The sequence below is a fragment of the Blautia parvula genome (assembly GCF_020215665.1).
Lineage (GTDB): Bacteria > Bacillota > Clostridia > Lachnospirales > Lachnospiraceae > Blautia > Blautia celeris.
In genome coordinates this window covers 1731302-1748253 of sequence record NZ_CP084061.1, presented here as the reverse complement: position 1 = coordinate 1748253, position 16952 = coordinate 1731302, and the positions used below count along the sequence as shown (strand labels likewise).

At 49.4% G+C, this 16952-nt stretch carries 14 protein-coding genes; 8 read left to right on the top strand and 6 right to left on the bottom strand.

What is annotated here, in order from left to right; all coding sequences use genetic code 11:
• Positions 1-68 precede the first annotated feature (68 nt).
• The 5 genes from LC508_RS08155 (at position 69) to LC508_RS08135 (ending at position 7927) form a co-directional block, all read left to right on the top strand.
• Positions 69-1676: a BCCT family transporter gene (locus LC508_RS08155; RefSeq protein WP_054353703.1), complete on the top strand. Its 1608-nt coding sequence runs from the start codon at positions 69-71 to the stop codon at positions 1674-1676.
• A 74-nt stretch (positions 1677-1750) separates the two neighbouring features.
• The gene (locus tag LC508_RS08150; protein ID WP_033143993.1) at positions 1751-2071 is read left to right on the top strand and encodes a hypothetical protein; all 321 of its coding nucleotides are present in this window, start codon (positions 1751-1753) and stop codon (positions 2069-2071) included.
• Positions 2040-2624 (top strand): HutD family protein, encoded by a 585-nt coding sequence (locus tag LC508_RS08145; protein ID WP_033143992.1) that lies wholly within the window; start codon positions 2040-2042, stop codon positions 2622-2624. The genes LC508_RS08150 and LC508_RS08145 overlap by 32 nt, the downstream gene beginning before the upstream one ends.
• A gap of 127 nt (positions 2625-2751) precedes the next feature.
• Positions 2752-5736, top strand: coding sequence for an AAA family ATPase (locus LC508_RS08140; protein WP_158587349.1), 2985 nt, complete (start codon positions 2752-2754; stop codon positions 5734-5736).
• A gap of 148 nt (positions 5737-5884) precedes the next feature.
• The gene (locus LC508_RS08135; protein WP_186971063.1) at positions 5885-7927 is read left to right on the top strand and encodes a urocanate hydratase; all 2043 of its coding nucleotides are present in this window, start codon (positions 5885-5887) and stop codon (positions 7925-7927) included.
• A gap of 147 nt (positions 7928-8074) precedes the next feature.
• Here LC508_RS08135 and LC508_RS08130 read toward each other — a convergent pair whose 3' ends face one another.
• On the bottom strand, positions 8075-8947 hold the full coding sequence (locus tag LC508_RS08130; RefSeq protein ID WP_033141359.1) for an AraC family transcriptional regulator: 873 nt from the start codon (positions 8945-8947) through the stop codon (positions 8075-8077).
• A gap of 321 nt (positions 8948-9268) precedes the next feature.
• Between LC508_RS08130 and LC508_RS08125 the strand changes: the two genes are divergently transcribed.
• From LC508_RS08125 to LC508_RS08115, 3 genes are all read left to right on the top strand, one after another.
• Entirely contained in the window at positions 9269-10612 is a 1344-nt protein-coding gene (locus tag LC508_RS08125; protein ID WP_033141360.1) for an ABC transporter substrate-binding protein, read from the top strand.
• A gap of 78 nt (positions 10613-10690) precedes the next feature.
• Positions 10691-11539 (top strand): carbohydrate ABC transporter permease, encoded by an 849-nt coding sequence (locus LC508_RS08120; protein WP_052099451.1) that lies wholly within the window; start codon positions 10691-10693, stop codon positions 11537-11539.
• Between the two features lie 21 nt (positions 11540-11560).
• Positions 11561-12409, top strand: a complete 849-nt coding sequence (locus tag LC508_RS08115) for a carbohydrate ABC transporter permease (protein ID WP_033141362.1) — start codon at positions 11561-11563, stop codon at positions 12407-12409.
• Between the two features lie 67 nt (positions 12410-12476).
• On the opposite strand, the gene LC508_RS08110 is transcribed toward LC508_RS08115, so the two are convergent.
• The 5 genes from LC508_RS08110 to LC508_RS08090 are packed head-to-tail and all read right to left on the bottom strand — an operon-like array spanning position 12477 to position 16885.
• Positions 12477-13904 (bottom strand): HAMP domain-containing sensor histidine kinase, encoded by a 1428-nt coding sequence (locus tag LC508_RS08110; RefSeq protein WP_103731433.1) that lies wholly within the window; start codon positions 13902-13904, stop codon positions 12477-12479.
• 17 nt (positions 13905-13921) lie between these two features.
• A complete protein-coding gene (locus LC508_RS08105; RefSeq protein WP_033141364.1) occupies positions 13922-14614 on the bottom strand; it encodes a response regulator transcription factor in 693 nt (230 codons plus the stop codon).
• 24 nt (positions 14615-14638) lie between these two features.
• Positions 14639-15418 carry a lantibiotic immunity ABC transporter MutG family permease subunit gene (locus LC508_RS08100; RefSeq protein WP_054353598.1) on the bottom strand — a complete coding sequence of 260 codons (780 nt, stop codon included), beginning with the start codon at positions 15416-15418 and terminating at the stop codon, positions 14639-14641.
• On the bottom strand, positions 15415-16185 hold the full coding sequence (locus LC508_RS08095; RefSeq protein WP_033141366.1) for a lantibiotic immunity ABC transporter MutE/EpiE family permease subunit: 771 nt from the start codon (positions 16183-16185) through the stop codon (positions 15415-15417). The genes LC508_RS08100 and LC508_RS08095 overlap by 4 nt, the downstream gene beginning before the upstream one ends.
• Positions 16166-16885 (bottom strand): lantibiotic protection ABC transporter ATP-binding protein, encoded by a 720-nt coding sequence (locus tag LC508_RS08090; RefSeq protein ID WP_103731431.1) that lies wholly within the window; start codon positions 16883-16885, stop codon positions 16166-16168. The genes LC508_RS08095 and LC508_RS08090 overlap by 20 nt, the downstream gene beginning before the upstream one ends.
• Positions 16886-16952 lie beyond the last annotated feature (67 nt).

The following is a 16952-nucleotide window of genomic DNA, read 5'->3' as shown; positions in this document are numbered from 1 at the left end:
CATAAGCGGCTGTCCGGTCATATACCGGGGAGCCGCGGGAAAAAATTATATCACCAGGAGGGTATTCTATGAGTGGAGAAAAGAAACAACAAAAAGCTGTTCGATGGAGTGTGTTTATTCCTGCGTTCATTATCATCGGCGGCGGAGCACTTCTGGGAATCCTGAAAAATGAGTGGCTGACGGAAGTCTGCTCAGCTATTTTCGGATGGTCCCTGAAGAGCTTTGGATGGCTGTATCAGCTGGTAGCTATTTTCTGTCTGGTTGTGGTAATGATACTTACATTTTCCAAACTGGGCAAGGTCAGGTTCGGAGGCCGCAATGCCAAGGCAAAGCACTCCTTTGGTTCATGGTTCGCCATGACGCTGACAGGCGGTATCGCTACAGGATGTATCGTGTACGGTGCCAATGAGGTAATGATTTATTACGGCAGTATTTACGGGGAACTGGGAGGCTACGGCATTGAGCCGCTGACCCAGGAGGCTGCCATGTTCGGTATGGGCCGTGTGTTCTACAACTGGACATTTATCCCTTACGCAATGTACTCCATCGTTGGATGTGCAATGGCTTACATTTATTTCAACAAGAAGGAAGAACTGTCTGTGGCAGCTTCCCTGACTCCTCTCTTTGGACAGAGAGTCAAATACGGTGTACTGAGAAGCATCATCGACGTAATTTCCATCGTGGCTCTGGCACTGGGACTTTCCAGTAACCTGGGTATGGGACTGGCTCTGATCGGCTCCGGTCTGGAGGCAGCTTACGGTATCAAGCAGGGACCGGTTGTGTGGATCACCTTGTTCGTGATCATTACGGCCACCTTTACCATTGCCTCTGTGGCTGGCCTTGATAAAGGTATCAAGTGGCTGGCGAACGGAACTTCCAAGATCTTCTATGTGCTTCTTGTATTCCTGTTGATCGCAGGACCGACGGTGTACATACTGAACATGATGAATACAGGTATCGGATACTGGGGCGACCACTTCCTCTCATGGGGACTTGACCCCGGAAATGTAGGCGGTGAGGCACTGGTTACCTGGTGGACCATGTTTGACTGGGCGTGCTGGATCGCTTATGCGCCGCTGATGGCTATCTTCTTTGCTATGATTTCCTACGGAAGAACCATTCGCCAGTTCATGATCGTAAACTGGATTATGCCGTCTACCTTTGGCCTTATCTGGTTCTCCGTATGGAGCGGAACTGCACTCAACTGGCAGGATATCGGAAAGGCGGATCTGATTGGGGCGATCCAGAACGGCATTGCGGTGTCCGGTCTGTGGGAGCTGCTTAAGAAGATGCCGATCAGTTTTATCCTCATTCCTCTTATCATGATCACCATGATAGCGGCGTTCTCAACTACGGCGGATACCATGTCCACCACCATCTCCCAGATTTGTACGGAGGGTTCCAGCTACGATGAGGAGCCTGCAAACTGGCAGAAGATCGTATGGGGCGTTTCTATCGGTATCATTTCCGTGATCATGGTAATCTTCGGCGGAGGACAGCAGGGCGTGGAAGGCGTGAAATATCTGTCGGGTGTAGGCGGATTCTGCGTACTGCCTATCTTCATCCTGCAGCTTGCGTCCACCTTTAAGATTTTCTTTATTGATAAGATCATTGAGGATGTGGATGATGTGGTCGATGTGGAGCCTCAGGTGCTTGAGGAACATGCAAAAGCCTGAACTTGAGTTTTTGTCTGCTGCTTTACAGATAAGATTTTTTGCGGTATAGTTTAAAGGATAGGAGTAGTGAGCGTATGAAAAAAGAACCGGAAAGAGTGGAGATGGATCTCCAGAAGATATTTTTGACACCGCCTAACACCATGAAAGAAAAGATAACGCTGGTGATCATGATGGTTGTCGTATTTGTGATGTTTTTCGGGCCGGTTACATTTACGGAAATATCTCCCGTAAAAGGGATTATTTTATCAGCATTTCCCGCCCTTACAATTTCCTGGGGCTGGATGGTGCTTTTAAGAAGCCTGTTTCGGAAGAGGGAATTCTGTAAGAACCCTGAGCCGAAGGCAAAGAAAGGGGAAAAACGTCATGAATGCCAGTATCACTGTAAGAAACGCTGAGCAGTATCAGACTTCTGTCTGGTCAGGAGGAACCACAACACAGCTCTTTATCTATCCTGAGGATGGGGATTACAAGGAGGGCACCTTTCAGGCACGCATCAGCAGTGCCACAGTGGAACTGCAGAAATCCAGTTTCACAAGCCTTCCCGGAGTAAAACGCTATCTGATGACTCTGAAGGGACATCTGGATATGATTCACGGTGTCAACACCAAAGCAGAGCTGGAGCCATATGAGGTAGACTGCTTTGACGGAGGTGTGCCCACAGTCAGCTACGGGAAAGTGACAGATTTTAACCTGATGCTGAAAAACGGCGCGGACGGCAGGATGGAGGCCGCTATACTGGAGGCCGGACAGTCCTGTATGCTGGAGCCGGAAGGCATGTTTGACCTGCTGGCTGTCTACGTGGGTGAGGGATGTATCTGTGTTTCGGATCATACGGTGAAAGAGGGCGAACTGCTTCTGTGCCAAAACTGGGAAGAAGCGCTTGCCGTACAGAGTACGGGTGATACCGCCGCAAAACTCGGTATCTGTAAAGTAAAAAAAGCAGAATAAAGATGATCGGCAGCAGGGCCGCCGCTTTGGTGAATTTCCGAAGCGGCGGCCTTTTTGCTTTACTTTATGTCGGATTTTGTATAAAATGGAGTGCAGAAGCAACAGGTTTTTCGGAAAGGAGAAAATTGTGTCAACAGTTCAGATATATGTGTTACAGACACCGCAGATTTTACTGGATGGGGAACAGGTCATACTGCCTTATAAGAAGGCAGAGGCGCTTCTGTTCTATATGGCCATTGAGAAAAAGGCCACAAGGGACCAGATTGCGGCCCTTCTCTGGGATTCCTGTGATGAGGCCACCGCAAAGAAGAATCTGAGGCATGCACTGTACACCATTCGTAAAATATTTCATACAGATCTTGTCTCCTCACCGACAAGGCAGACCCTGGAGCTGAATCCGGAACTTATGTTTCTTGTGGATTACGATGCATTCATGGAAAAAAGAGATCCGTCTCTCTACCGGGAGGAGCTTCTGGGCGGATTTTATATAAAAAATGCGTACCCTTACGAAGAATGGCTGACCATGAAAAGAGGGCTGGCAAAAGAGGCATTTTTGAGAGCCATTTATGAGAAGATGCAGAGCGAAGCAGATCTGTCCGTGGCGGAAGGGGAAACCCTGTTTGAGCGCTATGTACAGGAGGACCCTTTAGACGAGCGGGTATATCTGCGCATGATGGAGATATATGAGAGTGCGCATCTTTACTACAAGGGCATCCGCCTGTACCAGCAGCTTGTGAATCTGCTGAACACAGAGCTCAGGGTGGCGCCCCGCAGGGAAATACGGGAACTTTACAGGAAGCTTCTCCACGTCTGGTCAGAGGAGGGGGAGAAGGAGGAGGAACATTCAGGGGAAGTATGTACAGGCCGCGAGCGCGAACTGCAGCTTCTCCAGGCCTCATACCGTCAGTTCTTGTCCGGTTCACCCACCTCTGTTCTGCTTTCCGGCAAAAGCGGTGTGGGCAAAACTTATCTGGCAGAGAGATTCCTGGAAGAGATCACAGGGGAAAACACAGTCATTTTACGGGCCGTCTGTCTGGAAAATGAACAGAATATCGTGCTTCAGCCATGGAATACCATTATGATGCAGGTAAATTCCCTTCTGAAAAAGCAGGATTTTGCTCTGGACAAAAAATATCTGCAGGCAGCAGAGCTTTTGTTTCCGCTTTTCGATACCCAGGATGTGAAAGAACCGGTATTGGGTGATACCACGATTTCCTACAGCTACCGGGCAACCAGGAATCTGCTCATAAAATTATTTGAGGAGATCGGGGAACAGGTGCTGGTGGTACTTTTTTTCGACAATATACAGTTTATGGATGAGACGAGCCTGGAATTTCTCTCCCTGCTCATACGGGCCAAGAATCCCAATATTATGGTACTGGCCACCAGTCCCTGTATCTTTACCCAGCCTTTGCGGACAGCCCTGAAGCCTCTTTTGAAGGAGGAATGTCTTCAGGAGATCACGCTGTTTCCCTTTACCAGGGAGGCAGTCAGAAAAATTCTGGCAGGGAGACTGGGGGAGGAGCGGGTCAGCGAAGAGTTTTTAGACACTATTTACGGCGAGACATCCGGAAATGCCCTGTATCTGAAGACGCTGCTGGACTGCTGCGGGGACGGAAGGCTGGAGGCCGGTGATATCACGCCTCTGAACCAGGTGTGGGAGCAGAAGATGGCAGCGCTGCAGAAAAAGACAAGACAGGTGCTGGAACTCATATCCTCCTGCCAGGCCTGGGCGGATATGGATGCCTGCATGCAGATTCTTAAATGTGATGAGATGGAGATCCTGGATGCTGTGGATGAACTGAAGGAGCAGGGATTTATAAAAGAACAGCAGGACAGTGAGAAAGTGCGGTTCTTTTTCTGCCATGACAGCATACAGAAGTTTGTACATACAAAAATGTCCCCCTCCAAACGCCGTGTATTCCACAGAAAACTGGCAGAATATATTGAGGGGCTGCCGCTCTATGAAGCCAACAGATATGAGCGTCTGATTTACCACTATACTCTCTGCGGGGACAGGGAGAAGGCGCTGGAGTACAGGATTCGGGCACTGACAGAATATTCTTACAGGTATTATGAGCTGTATCCTCTCTTCCCTGCCGGAGGGAAAAAGGAAGTGCAGATGGATTCCGTGCTGGATTACTGCAGGCAGCTTGAGGAAGAACTTCTGGAGCTGAGCCAGAGAAATCCCCAGAAGGAGTCATATCTGAAGCTGCATGTGAGCCTTATGCAGGCTACAGCTCAATACTGCATTCCTCAGGGATATTACGAGGAGGGGGCACAGTATATTGAAAAGGCCCTGAAGTCCAATGTCCTTGCAGGAGATGACCCGGCAGAAAAGATTAGATGTCTGCGTTTTCTCATATATCAGCAGACCAATCTGTGGAAGGTAGAGCACACGGAAGAGTATCTGGAGGAAAGCCTTGTGCTGGCAAAAAAGAACGGACTGCAGGAGGATTATGCCATAACCTGCCGTCTCTATGGACTCTATCTGTCTATGAAGGGCAGGTTTGAGGAGGGGATGGAGTATCTGGTAAAATCCCTGGAATTTTTTAAGAATGCTCCGCTTAAGTCCAGAATTTATGCGCTGAATATTGCTGCGTGCTATAATTACATGGGCGAAATACGGAGAAAACAGAGGGATTTTGAGGAGGCAAACAGATATTACAGACAGGCGGTTGCCACCTGCGACAGCAACCACTGTCCCTGCAACGCCACGTTCTATTCCAATATGGGGCGCTCCTATCTGGCAATGGGGAAGACGAGACAGAGCGAGGAAGCTCTTTATCAGGCAGACCGTGTGTACGAGGAGTCCTTTACCCTTATCGGGCGTTCCATTACCAAAGGGTATCTGGCGGTTTTGGAGGCAGAAAAGGGAAATAAGGCGGAAGCGGTCCGGTATCTGGAGGAAGCCATGAAGAGCGCGCACCAGTTTGCCTCACCCTATGCGAAAGGGCTTCTGGCACTGACTGAGGCAGAACTGCTGGTACGTTTTCCGGAGGATTTCAGGGATATCCTGACAGAGTCTGTGGAGGTGTACAAAGAGAGGGCAAGACGGTGTCTGGAGGAAATACCGGGGGCCTATGAAATCCGCTGGCTGGAGGATATTTGAAAAATTCGACGAAATTAAGGCAAAAATAGTTGATAATTCACAAAATTTTAATAGTTTCGGCGTCTTCTTCGACGCTTTCTTGACTAACTGTATGGTAAAGTCTATATAAAGATTCGATGTAATAAACAGGAAAAGGAGAAGATGAGAGATGAACAATGCGGAAATCGGAAAAGCAATGGTAATCAAACTGGATCCCGTTCTGCCGGAGTACCCGACCTTTAAAGAAGGTGTCAGAAGAGCCCCGAAAAGAGAGCTGACCCTGAACAAAAGAGAGATCAAACTGGCGGTAGCAAACGCCCTCAGATATGTGCCGGAAGAGCTGCACGAACAGCTCGCACCGGAATTTTTAGACGAACTTCTGACAAGAGGACGTATCTACGGATACCGTTTCATGCCGAAGGAAAGGATCTACGGAAGACCGATCGATGAATATAAAGGAAAATGTGTGGAAGGAAAGGCATTCCAGGTCATGATCGACAACAACCTGGACCATGATGTTGCCCTTTACCCCTACGAGCTTGTTACATACGGAGAGACCGGCCAGGTATGCCAGAACTGGATGCAGTACCAGCTCATCAAGAGATACCTGGAGGAGCTCACAGACGAGCACACCCTTGTGATGATGAGCGGCCATCCCATGGGCCTGTTCAAATCCCACAAGACCAGCCCCCGTGTCATCGTGACCAACGGCCTGATGGTGGGAATGTTCGACAACCCGGAGGACTGGGCAAAGGCCACAGCCATGGGCGTATCCTCCTATGGACAGATGACAGCCGGCGGCTGGATGTACATCGGCCCGCAGGGCATCGTGCACGGAACCTTTAATACTATCCTGAATGCAGGACGTAAGTTCTTAGGCGTACCGCAGGACGGGGACCTGGCAGGCCATCTGTTCGTTACGAGCGGCCTGGGCGGCATGAGCGGTGCACAGCCAAAAGCCATAGAGATCGCAAGAGGAGTGGGTATCGTAGCAGAGGTGGATGCCTCCCGTATCGAGACCCGCCACAGCCAGGGCTGGGTGAGCCTGGTGATCGAGGATGCCGCTGAGGCGTTCCGTGTGGCAGAGGAATATATGGAGAAGAAAGAGACCGTATCCATTGCGTACCACGGAAACATCGTTGACCTGCTGCAGTACGCAGTGGACAACAACATCAAGATAGAGCTGTTATCTGACCAGACAAGCTGCCATGTGCCGTACGACGGAGGCTACTGCCCGCAGGGCCTGACCTTTGAGGAGCGCACGGAGATGCTGGCAAACGATAAAGAGAGATTCTGCGAGCTGGTGGACCAGACCCTGGTAAAACACTACCACCTGATCAAGACCCTGGTGGAGAGAGGCTCCTACTTCTTCGATTACGGAAACTCCTTCATGCGTGCCGTGTTCGATGCGGGAGCAAAGGACATCGCCAAGAACGGCGTGGACACAAGCGAAGGATTCATCTTCCCATCCTATGTGGAGGATATCCTGGGACCGGAGCTGTTTGACTACGGATACGGCCCGTTCCGCTGGTGCTGTCTGTCCGGCAAGCCGGAGGACCTGCGTGCCACAGACCATGCAGCCATGGAAGTGATCGACCCGAACAGAAGGAGCCAGGACAGGGATAACTACATCTGGATCCGTGACGCGGAGAAGAACAAACTGGTAGTGGGCACCCAGTGCCGTATCCTGTACCAGGATGCCCTGGGAAGAAGGGACATCGCGCTGAAGTTCAACGAGATGGTAAGGAAGGGAGAGATCGGACCGGTGATGCTGGGCCGTGACCACCACGACACAGGCGGAACAGACTCTCCGTACAGAGAGACCTCCAACATCTATGACGGATCCAACATCACAGCGGACATGGCAGTACACTGCTATGCAGGAAACGCAGCCAGGGGAATGAGCCTGGTAGCCCTGCACAACGGAGGCGGAGTCGGCATCAGCAAATCCATCAACGGAGGATTCGGAATGGTGCTGGACGGAAGCGAGAGAGTGGACGAGATCTTACGGGCAGCGATCCCGTGGGATACCATGATCGGTGTATCGAGAAGGAGCTGGGGAAGATGCGAGCACTCCATCGAGACCGTAGCAGAGTACAACAAGACAAGGGAAGGGCAGGATTACATCACCATGCCGTACCTTGCAGATGAAGATATGATCGAGAGAGTATGCAAAGACGTTGCAGTGGAAGAGCATCACGCACACCACTGATTTGAAAAATAAAGGCCACAATATTCATTCCTAAATAAACAAAAGAGGCTGCCGGCTTGCCGGCGGTCTCTTTTGTTTATGGTCAGCACTACATCAACAAAAACCGCACCGGATACGAGGCGTAGGAGCCAACGGAGAATCAGGCTGTCATAGCTTATTCTGCTTCCGCCACGTACTCGGTGATATACCCATCTGTTTCTTAAACGCTCTTAAGAAGTTCAATTCATTTTCATATCCCACATGATAAGCAATCTGGTAGACCGGAAGATTGGTACTCGCCAGGAGATCCAGAGATTTGTTGATCCGAAACTGGATCAGATATTCCTGCAGGGACATATGCAGGTTGGCGCGGAATAATTTGGTCAGGTGGCTTCTGCTCACATTACAGTAGTTGGATATTTCGTCCAGGGAGCGGATGCCGGCGTACTCTGCGCCTATGTAGCGGACCGCCTCGGATATGTATAGGTCGGCGATGCGGATATTGGCGTGCCCGGATTTGATGGAGCCTGCCGCGTTTTTGATCAGGGTGTCAAAAAACAGGTGCAGATGCCCTATGATAAATGCCTTGGAGGCGTGGGGATGCTGCAGGATGGCGGACAGATGCTCTTTTATGCTTGTGGTGGTCTGTGCGCTGTAATCCTTGGGATGATAGACGGGCGAACCGTGGTTCAGTCCGCAGGCACGCAGGTACTGGGGAACGCATAACCCCTTGAAGAGAATCCAGATGTAATGCCACGGTTCCTTCTCATCCGCATGATATATGTGTTTGCTGTGTGGCTCAAAAAGAAATCCCTCCCCTGCATTGATCTCGATACTGCCGGATATGTCTGCCAGGATCTTGTTGTCAGAGCAGGTGGACGGCGCGTAAGAGATATAGCCTTTTCCGGAAAGCACATAATGGAAAATATATTCATTCCTGATGTACGGACCAAAAGAATAAAGCGGGGTACATTGCTGGTCGCCGATTTCCAGTAAATTTAAGTCCTGGTATTCATTAAAGTTAAAGATGTAGCTTTCCATATGTATGCCTCCTGAGTAAAAATGAATTTTCGCAAAAGCGGAGATTGCATTGTTATTTTATAGACTGAAAAGAAAACTGTAAAGTAGAAAAAAATAATGAAAAAATGCGAAAAATAGAGGCTGTAATTTAAATATACTATCAAAATCGCGCATGTATATACAAAATACTACTTTGTACATCCAAATTGTACACATATTGCCAGCTTATGATGTTTTGTGGAAAATGACGAAATGTTATAATGATAAACATCATATATGAGACATATTTCCTTAATGCAAAAAGAAATGTGTAAAAAATAATGACATATGGGAGGAAAAGTTATGAGAAACAAAAAACGTTATTGGGCATTAGGTTTAACAGCATGTATGCTGGCGTCCGTCATGGCCGGATGCGGCTCCGGGGGAGGTACGGATTCCAAGGGAAGTTCCGGCGGCAGCAAGGACAGCGGTACTGAGGCATCGGGAACCTCTTCCGACAAAGAAGTGAAGCTCACCATGCTGGGCTGGGAGATCTACCAGCAGGCAGGTATGGAGGCACTGGCAAAGGCTTATCACGAGCAGCATCCCAATGTGACCATTGACGTACAGATCTCCACATGGAGTGAATACTGGACAAAACTGGAGGCAATGGCAAACAGCAACTCTCTCCCCGACATTTTCTGGATGCACACAAATGAATTCAGCAAATATGCGGAGGCAGGCATTCTGGCAGATCTGACAGACCTGTACGATGAGGGAAAAGATTATTACACCAAGAACTTTGCAGAGAATCTGGTCCAGAACTTTACCTATGAGGACAAGGTTTACGGTGTTCCGAAAGATGTAGATACTGTGGCGCTTGTCTACAATAAGGACATTTTCGATGAGGCAGGTGTCTCCTATCCGGATGATACCTGGACATGGGATACGTTGGTGGAAGCATCTCAGACCATTCACGACAAGACAGGAAAATACGGTATTATGGCTGATCACAACGAGCAGGAGGGATGGCTGAATACCATTTACCAGGCAGGCGGTTTCTATGTAAATGAGGACAAGACAAAAGCGGGCTTTGAAGACCCGGGTACCCAAAAAGGCTTAAAAGAGTACATGGACTGGCAGCTTGCCTATGATTTCTCACCGAATCAGTCAGAGCTTTCCGACCTGGGAAAGGCAGAGCGTTTCTTCGCAGGCGAGGGTGCCATGATGTATTTCGGAAGCTGGGGCATCAACAACCTGTATATCAATTATCCTGACCTGAACTGGGATGTGGCAGTGCTGCCAAAATGCCCGGATCCGGTCAAAGGCGACGGACGTGCCAGCATTTCCAACGGACTTGCATACGCCACAGCAGCAGATAACCCGAACCTGGATGTGGTAAAAGATGTCCTGAAATTCCTGGGAACCGAGGAGGCAGCCATTATCCACGGAGAAAACGGAGCAGCGATCCCGGCCTTCAACGGAACAGGCGAATCCTGGTCCAAAAACTATGAGGGTAAGAATGTACAGGCATATGTAGACCAGCTTGCGTACAGCGTACAGTATCCCTATTCCAAGACAAAATCCACCTGGTTCCCGGAGGTTGAGGCAACACTTCTGGAGGTATACAGCGGAAATATGAGTTTTGAGGATGCATGTAAACAGTGTCAGCAGCAAGTGGATGAGAGCCTGGCTACAGAACACTGAGAATGAGAGGTGGACGAGGTGGCAAGACAGCAGAAAACAAAGACAAAATACAGCAAAGGTGCGGCAACGGGATTCTTTATGGTGATGCCAACCGTCATCGGATTGATCATCCTGAACATTTATCCGCTGCTTCGGACGGTTTATATGAGCTTTTTCAAATCAGGAGCCTTCGGAAAGTGGACATTTGTGGGACTGGACAATTATATTAAAATGTTCCAGAGCGCCGGCTTCTGGACCATCACGAAAAATACACTGGTATTTATGGTCCTTACGGTTCCGGTGACCGTGATCTTCGGCCTTATCATCGCGGTTCTGCTGGACCAGAAGATCAAGGGAAAAACAGTATTCAGAGCCATTTACTTTCTCCCCATGGTAGTTGCTCCGGCGGCGGTAGCCATGGTGTGGAAGTGGCTGTTTAACTCTGAGTACGGAATCATCAATACCGTACTTGGGGCGCTGCATCTTCCCTCGGATATCAACTGGATCGCAGACCCTAAGACAGCGCTTCTGACCTGCGCCATCGTGACGATCTGGAGCAGCGTGGGATATGATGCCATCCTGCTTCTTTCAGGGCTGCAGAGTATATCCAGAACCTATTATGAGGCGGCAAGGATAGACGGCGCCACGGGATTCCAGCAGTTTCGGAAGATCACGGTTCCCCTGGTTTCACCAACCCTGTTTTTTGTCCTGATGATGCGTGTGATGGCATCCCTGAAAGTATTCGATATTGTCTATATGATGATTGAGAAGACAAACCCTGCGATCCGCAGTGCGGAGACGATCCTTTATAATTTCTATCAGGAAACATTTGTGAAAAATAATAAGGGATACGGTTCTGCGCTGGTTGTCTGGTGTGTGATATTGATCGCCGTTATAACGATCATTCAGTTTATCGGACAGAAAAAATGGGTTACTTACGATGTGTGATGCAGGAGGAGGTTACAGGTGATGGCTGGAGCAAGCAGAAATGGCAGAAAGATCAGCAAAGCCAATATTTTTATATATCTTGTGCTGATACTCGGCAGTGTAATAATGATTTTTCCATTTTTATGGATGATTTTGACAAGTTTTAAGAGTGTACCGGAGACGACATTGGTGCCGCCTACATTTTTCCCGGAGTCGTTTCAGAATACAGCGGCATATATACAGGTGACGAACAGTCTCCCGTTTTTGAAGCTGTATTATAATACGCTGATGATGATCTTCATCCGCGTGGTCTGTGCAGTCGTATTTTCGTCCATGGCGGCATACGCCTTTGCAAAGGTACATTTTCCCATGAAGAATCTGTGCTTTGCGCTGGTGGTATCACAGCTTATGTTCCCGGCGCAGGTGTTTATTCTACCCCAGTATGAAATGATCTCTGCCATAGGCAGGACGGATTCCATCTTCGCGCTGGTGTTCCCGGGACTTGTGAGTGCCTTTGGTACCTTTTTCCTCAGGCAGACGTATATGGGAATCCCGGATGATCTGATCGAGGCAGCCAGAATAGACGGATGCGGGCAGTTCAGAACCTTTGTGAGCATTGCATTTCCGCTTACGAAGACGGCGATCGCGGCACTCGCAGTGTTCACGGCATTGTTTGCCTATGCGGACCTGATGTGGCCGCTGATCGTAAATACCAAGCTGGATATGCTGACGCTTTCCTCAGGATTGTCGACGCTTCGCGGACAGTTTTCCGTGAATTACCCCAACCTGATGGCAGGGTCTGTGCTGGCTATGGTGCCTATGATCGTGATCTATCTGATTTTCCAGAAACAGTTCATTGAGGGCATTGCGCTGACAGGTACAAAAGCATAAAAATATCTGCGCACAGCAGAACAGAAAAAGAAGGCTGGTCCCGCGAAGATCAGCCTTCTTCTTATGATTAAATGCTGTGCCAGAAGGTCACACATGCGCCGCCGGCTTTGGTGTTTCCGATTTCAACAGATCCGCCAAGCTGCCCGGCCAGCTGCGCGGCAATGTACAGGCCCAGGCCGGAGTGGCCTCCTTTACTCTGCCGGGATTCGTCACCGCGGTAAAATTTATCCAGTGCCTTTTTCAAATCTTTCGGGCCAAAGCCGCTTCCTGTATCGCAGACAATATAGCGCAGCCGGTTTTTTTCCGCCTTTACGGAAATGTCTATTCTGCCGCCCTGCGGGGTATACTGCAGGCTGTTGGAGATGACGTTGTCAAGGATACGTGCCAGTTTATCCGCGTCAGTGCAGACAGAACGTGGTATCCGCTCAGGAAGGTGAAGGGAGAGGGTGATTCCCTTTTGCCGGGCCGGCAGTTGATAGTCCTGAACTTTTTGTGTGAGAAATACAGCGATATCAAGTGGGGACGGCTCCAGTCGGAGGCCGGATCTTTCAAGATCGGAGGCATACTGCATCTGCTGGACCAGAGCAGTGCTTTTCTTTGTATTGTCCCTGATGACAGTCAGGTATCTGCGGAGCTTTTCCGTGTCGTCCGGTGTGTTTTCAAGCAGGGAGTCTGTATACCCCAGTATGATTGAAAGGGGGGATTTTAAATCGTGCGCCAGGGATTCCGCCATCCAGACACGTTCCTGTTCCATTTCCCACTGGGCGGACAGGGATTTTTTCAGTTCCTCCTTCATCTCTGAAAAGGCACTGCACAGCCTGCCAAGTTCATTGTCTGAAGAATAGTTGATTTCAAAATCCAGATTTTTTTCTTTGATCTTTTTAGAGGCTTCCGTCAAAAGCTGCAGAGGCGCATTTACATTTTTAGCAAAGATTCTTGAAAACAGCAGGGTAAAACCAATCATGTAGAAAAACGGAGAGAGCAGAGCCAGAAGAAGAACGGCAGAGACCACCCATCCTTTATGATTGGCAAATGTGGGGCTTATATGGTAGAAGAGAAGTACAGCACCTGCGTGTTCCCCGCTTTCCTCTGTGATGGGGACTGTATAAATGTAATACCCCTGACGGATGACGGTTTCATCCGCGAAGCTGTCAAAAAGTTCCTCAGCTGAGGCAAAGGGTTTTTGAGCATTGGTGCCGTACAGGAGATTACCCCGGGAATCCACCACCTGATAGAGCATGCCGTTCCCCTGAAAAGAATGTTTTAATCCATTTTCCTCTGATGGGGACAGCAGTGCCCTGTTTTTTTCACGGACATATGCGGCCACATCGGAAACCTGCTGCTGATAATAATTTGCCGGTAAAATATACCTGTCAAGAGCATAGGCAAACAGGGCGGCAGCCAGCACATAGGTCAGCACGGTGGCTGTCAGGCAGGCTGCCAGGGTCATAAGAAATGTATGCCTGAACTGGGCGGCAAGTGATTTGTTCTTCATTTTATTTTCCCGCCTTTTCACATTTTGTTCCATTTATATCCGATCCCCCAGACTGTGGAAATGTATTCTCTGCCGGGGGTCACTGCGGCAAATTTTGCGCGTATATTTTTGATCCGCTCCACAACCGTTGCGGAATCCCCCTCGGAATCATAGCCCCAGACTTTTTCATAGATCTGTTCTCTTGAGAAGACCTGGCCTGCGTGGAGGGCAAGGAGCTCCACAATGTCGTATTCCCGTCTGGTCAGATCGATCCTGCTGCCCTCAATTTTGACAGCGCGTTCTTTCAGGTACAGGCAGAGCGTTCCGAAATAGAGTTTGGAGCGTTTATGCTCTGCATTGATATATTGTGAGCGCTTTTCCCTTCGCAGATTGGCGTCAATCCGTGCCATCAGTTCCCGAAGACCAAAGGGTTTTGTCACGTAATCGTCACCGCCAAGGGTCAGTCCCCTGACTTTATCCGTCTCGGATTGCCTGGCACTCAAAAAAATAATGGGGCACAGGACCTCGTCCCGGATTGCCCGGCAGACTTCAAATCCATCAGTTCCGGGCATCATAATGTCCAGTATAATAAGATCAGGCTGTTTTTTGGAGAGCTCTATGCCGGTCTGTCCGTCATAGGCAGTGAGTACGTCATGGCCTTTTGCGCGCAGCTCGTCCTCCAGCAGCATGACCAGGTCTGTCTCATCGTCAATGATCAGTATTCTGCTCAAGATAGTTTTCCTTTCTTTTTTTGGTTACTCGCAGTTTTTCCTTCCTTCCCATAAATGAAACCACATCATTCCGCCTGCCAGGAAGAGAAGCAGGCCGGCTGCGGCTGCACTGAATCCCACGGCGGCTGTGTGCATGATACCGGAAAAAATCTCTGTGGATCGGATGGCAGCGCTTTCTTCCAGAATCAGAGCACCCGGCAGCATACCTAATTTTACCGGCCATGTCCAGGGAATCAGGGGCCAGATCCGGGATCCTATGCCGGTGAGTCCCAGAATGGCTGCCATGAGCAGACCGCCCATGCTGATGCCGATGGAAGCGCCCATGCCCCATGCAAAACTTATCCACAGGTGGAGGGCAAGGAGGGGAAGTGTTCCCACCACCATAAGGGCAGCAGCCGGAAGAAACAGCCGGAATGAGACAACTTCCGGCATTATCGGCTTTACGCAGACGCAAAGTGTCAGCACCGCTGTAAAGGTACAGGCGGTCAGGCAGAACAGCAGAAGCGAGAACTTTCCCATATAAAGTTTGATTCTGGAAATACCGGTTCCTAAAAATCCGTTAAAACTGCCGGCAAGCTCTTCCTCATGTACAAGAAATCCTGCGAAGACACCTGCCCCTATGGGAATGAAAAATACGGTCCATATGGTAAAAAATCCTTCAAAGGCAAATGCCTGTGTACTGCCGGGATGTGATATGAGGTAGGCGGCTGCACAAAGGGAAAAAAGGACCGGCATACAGAATGTGAGAAAACGGATCGCCGTCCGTTTTGTCCTGAGCCATTCTGACCATAAAAAGCGCATCATTTCGCCTCCCTTCTTGCGAACCAGGCTGCAGTGAGCAGTGTAAATGCAGAAAACGCAGCCAGAGAAACAGCAAGTCCCACAGGAATCACAGAAAAATCCAGAAGGGGATCACCTGCATGTAAAAGGATGCCGTTTGGATGTACACCGATCAGGGGACACATCATTCTTGTGGCCCAGCTCCAGGGAACTGCCATCCAAAAAGACATTGGCGCTGCCAGGACTCCTGTGATCATACCCAGGAATCCGATTCCCATACTGAGAAATAATCCCTTCCACACAGCAGCCCATAGCTGGATGGGAATCAGTGTGAGGGAAGAGAGCCAACAGACCATGCCGGCTGTAAAAATCTTCCCGAAGGGCAGGGCTCCCGCATTTGTAAGCAGGCCGGCCGTGACAGCCGCAGCCATGAGGACAAGAGTGGAAAGCAGGCCAAAGAAAGCCATAGCTGTGATCTTATTGATCCAGAGTGCCATAGGATGGATATTGCGGGCACGCAGAGCACGGTAATCACCGGATTTTTTTTCCTGGGCAGCAGCCAGGGCGGCGAAGAGCGCATAGCCCAGGGGCAGGAACACAAAGGGCCACCAGTTAAAAATAAGGGCTAAAAGACTCTCCCATTTCCAGGAACTGCTCTCAGACATGGGATTTTCCATAAGGGATGTCTGGGTGACCAGGGCGTATACGGCGAAAAATACAGGAATGAATATAATCAGTTTCCCCATAAATGTTCTTTTATATTTTAAAAGCTCAGATTTCAGTCCACTCACAGTTTTTCCCTCCTTTCAGTATAACCTCTGTGAAGAAGTTCTCCAGATTTTCATCGGAATCCGGCATTCCCTGAAATAAAAGCTTTCCGCCGCTGATGATGCCGATGGTGTCCGCAACCTGGGAAACCTCGGATAAAATATGGCTGGAGAGGATTACGGTCATGCCTTTTTCGGAAAAAGAGACGATCAGCTCTCTCAGCTCCTGAATGCCGAAAGGGTCAAGCCCGTTGGTGGGCTCATCCAGGATCAGAAGTTCCGGGTCATTGAGAAGGGCGGCTGCAATGCCAAGCCGCTGCTTCATACCCATGGAAAACTGCGAGACACGCTTTTTGCCGGTGTTTTTTAAATTGACGGTTTCCAGAACCTCTGTGATCTTAGTTTTGGGGATCTTCAAAAGTCTGGTATGCACCAGAAGGTTTTCTTCCGCTGTCAGGTTGCCGTACAGGGCAGGGGACTCAATGAGAGAACCGATTTTGGAAAGGGATTCCCTTTGCCACGGCCTGCCGTCCAGGATAATCCGGCCGCCTGTGGGGCGGAGAAGGCCAACCAGCATTTTCAGCGTTGTGGATTTTCCGGCGCCGTTCGGTCCGAGGAGACCGTAAATACTGCCTCGTTCAATTTGCAGGGAAACATTGCGGACAGCCATTTGTTCTCCATATTGTTTGGATAAGTTTTCAGTTTCAAGAATTAAATTTTTCATGTGTATTTATCCTTTCTTGTAATGGGGCTGTTTCTTTTACAGGAAGAATCGTAGCATGAAAAGATAA

Excerpts from the sequence above, each read along its gene's own strand:
- LC508_RS08120 (WP_052099451.1), top strand. The coding sequence starts at position 10,691 with ATGGTGATGCCAACCGTCATCGGATTGATCATCCTGAACATTTATCCG.
- LC508_RS08115 (WP_033141362.1), top strand. The coding sequence starts at position 11,561 with ATGGCTGGAGCAAGCAGAAATGGCAGAAAGATCAGCAAAGCCAATATT.
- LC508_RS08135 (WP_186971063.1), top strand. The coding sequence starts at position 5,885 with ATGAACAATGCGGAAATCGGAAAAGCAATGGTAATCAAACTGGATCCC.
- LC508_RS08110 (WP_103731433.1), bottom strand. The coding sequence starts at position 13,904 with ATGAAGAACAAATCACTTGCCGCCCAGTTCAGGCATACATTTCTTATG.
- LC508_RS08130 (WP_033141359.1), bottom strand. The coding sequence starts at position 8,947 with ATGGAAAGCTACATCTTTAACTTTAATGAATACCAGGACTTAAATTTA.
- LC508_RS08145 (WP_033143992.1), top strand. The coding sequence starts at position 2,040 with ATGAATGCCAGTATCACTGTAAGAAACGCTGAGCAGTATCAGACTTCT.
- LC508_RS08125 (WP_033141360.1), top strand. The coding sequence starts at position 9,269 with ATGAGAAACAAAAAACGTTATTGGGCATTAGGTTTAACAGCATGTATG.
- LC508_RS08090 (WP_103731431.1), bottom strand. The coding sequence starts at position 16,885 with ATGAAAAATTTAATTCTTGAAACTGAAAACTTATCCAAACAATATGGA.
- LC508_RS08100 (WP_054353598.1), bottom strand. The coding sequence starts at position 15,418 with ATGATGCGCTTTTTATGGTCAGAATGGCTCAGGACAAAACGGACGGCG.
- LC508_RS08155 (WP_054353703.1), top strand. The coding sequence starts at position 69 with ATGAGTGGAGAAAAGAAACAACAAAAAGCTGTTCGATGGAGTGTGTTT.
- LC508_RS08150 (WP_033143993.1), top strand. The coding sequence starts at position 1,751 with ATGAAAAAAGAACCGGAAAGAGTGGAGATGGATCTCCAGAAGATATTT.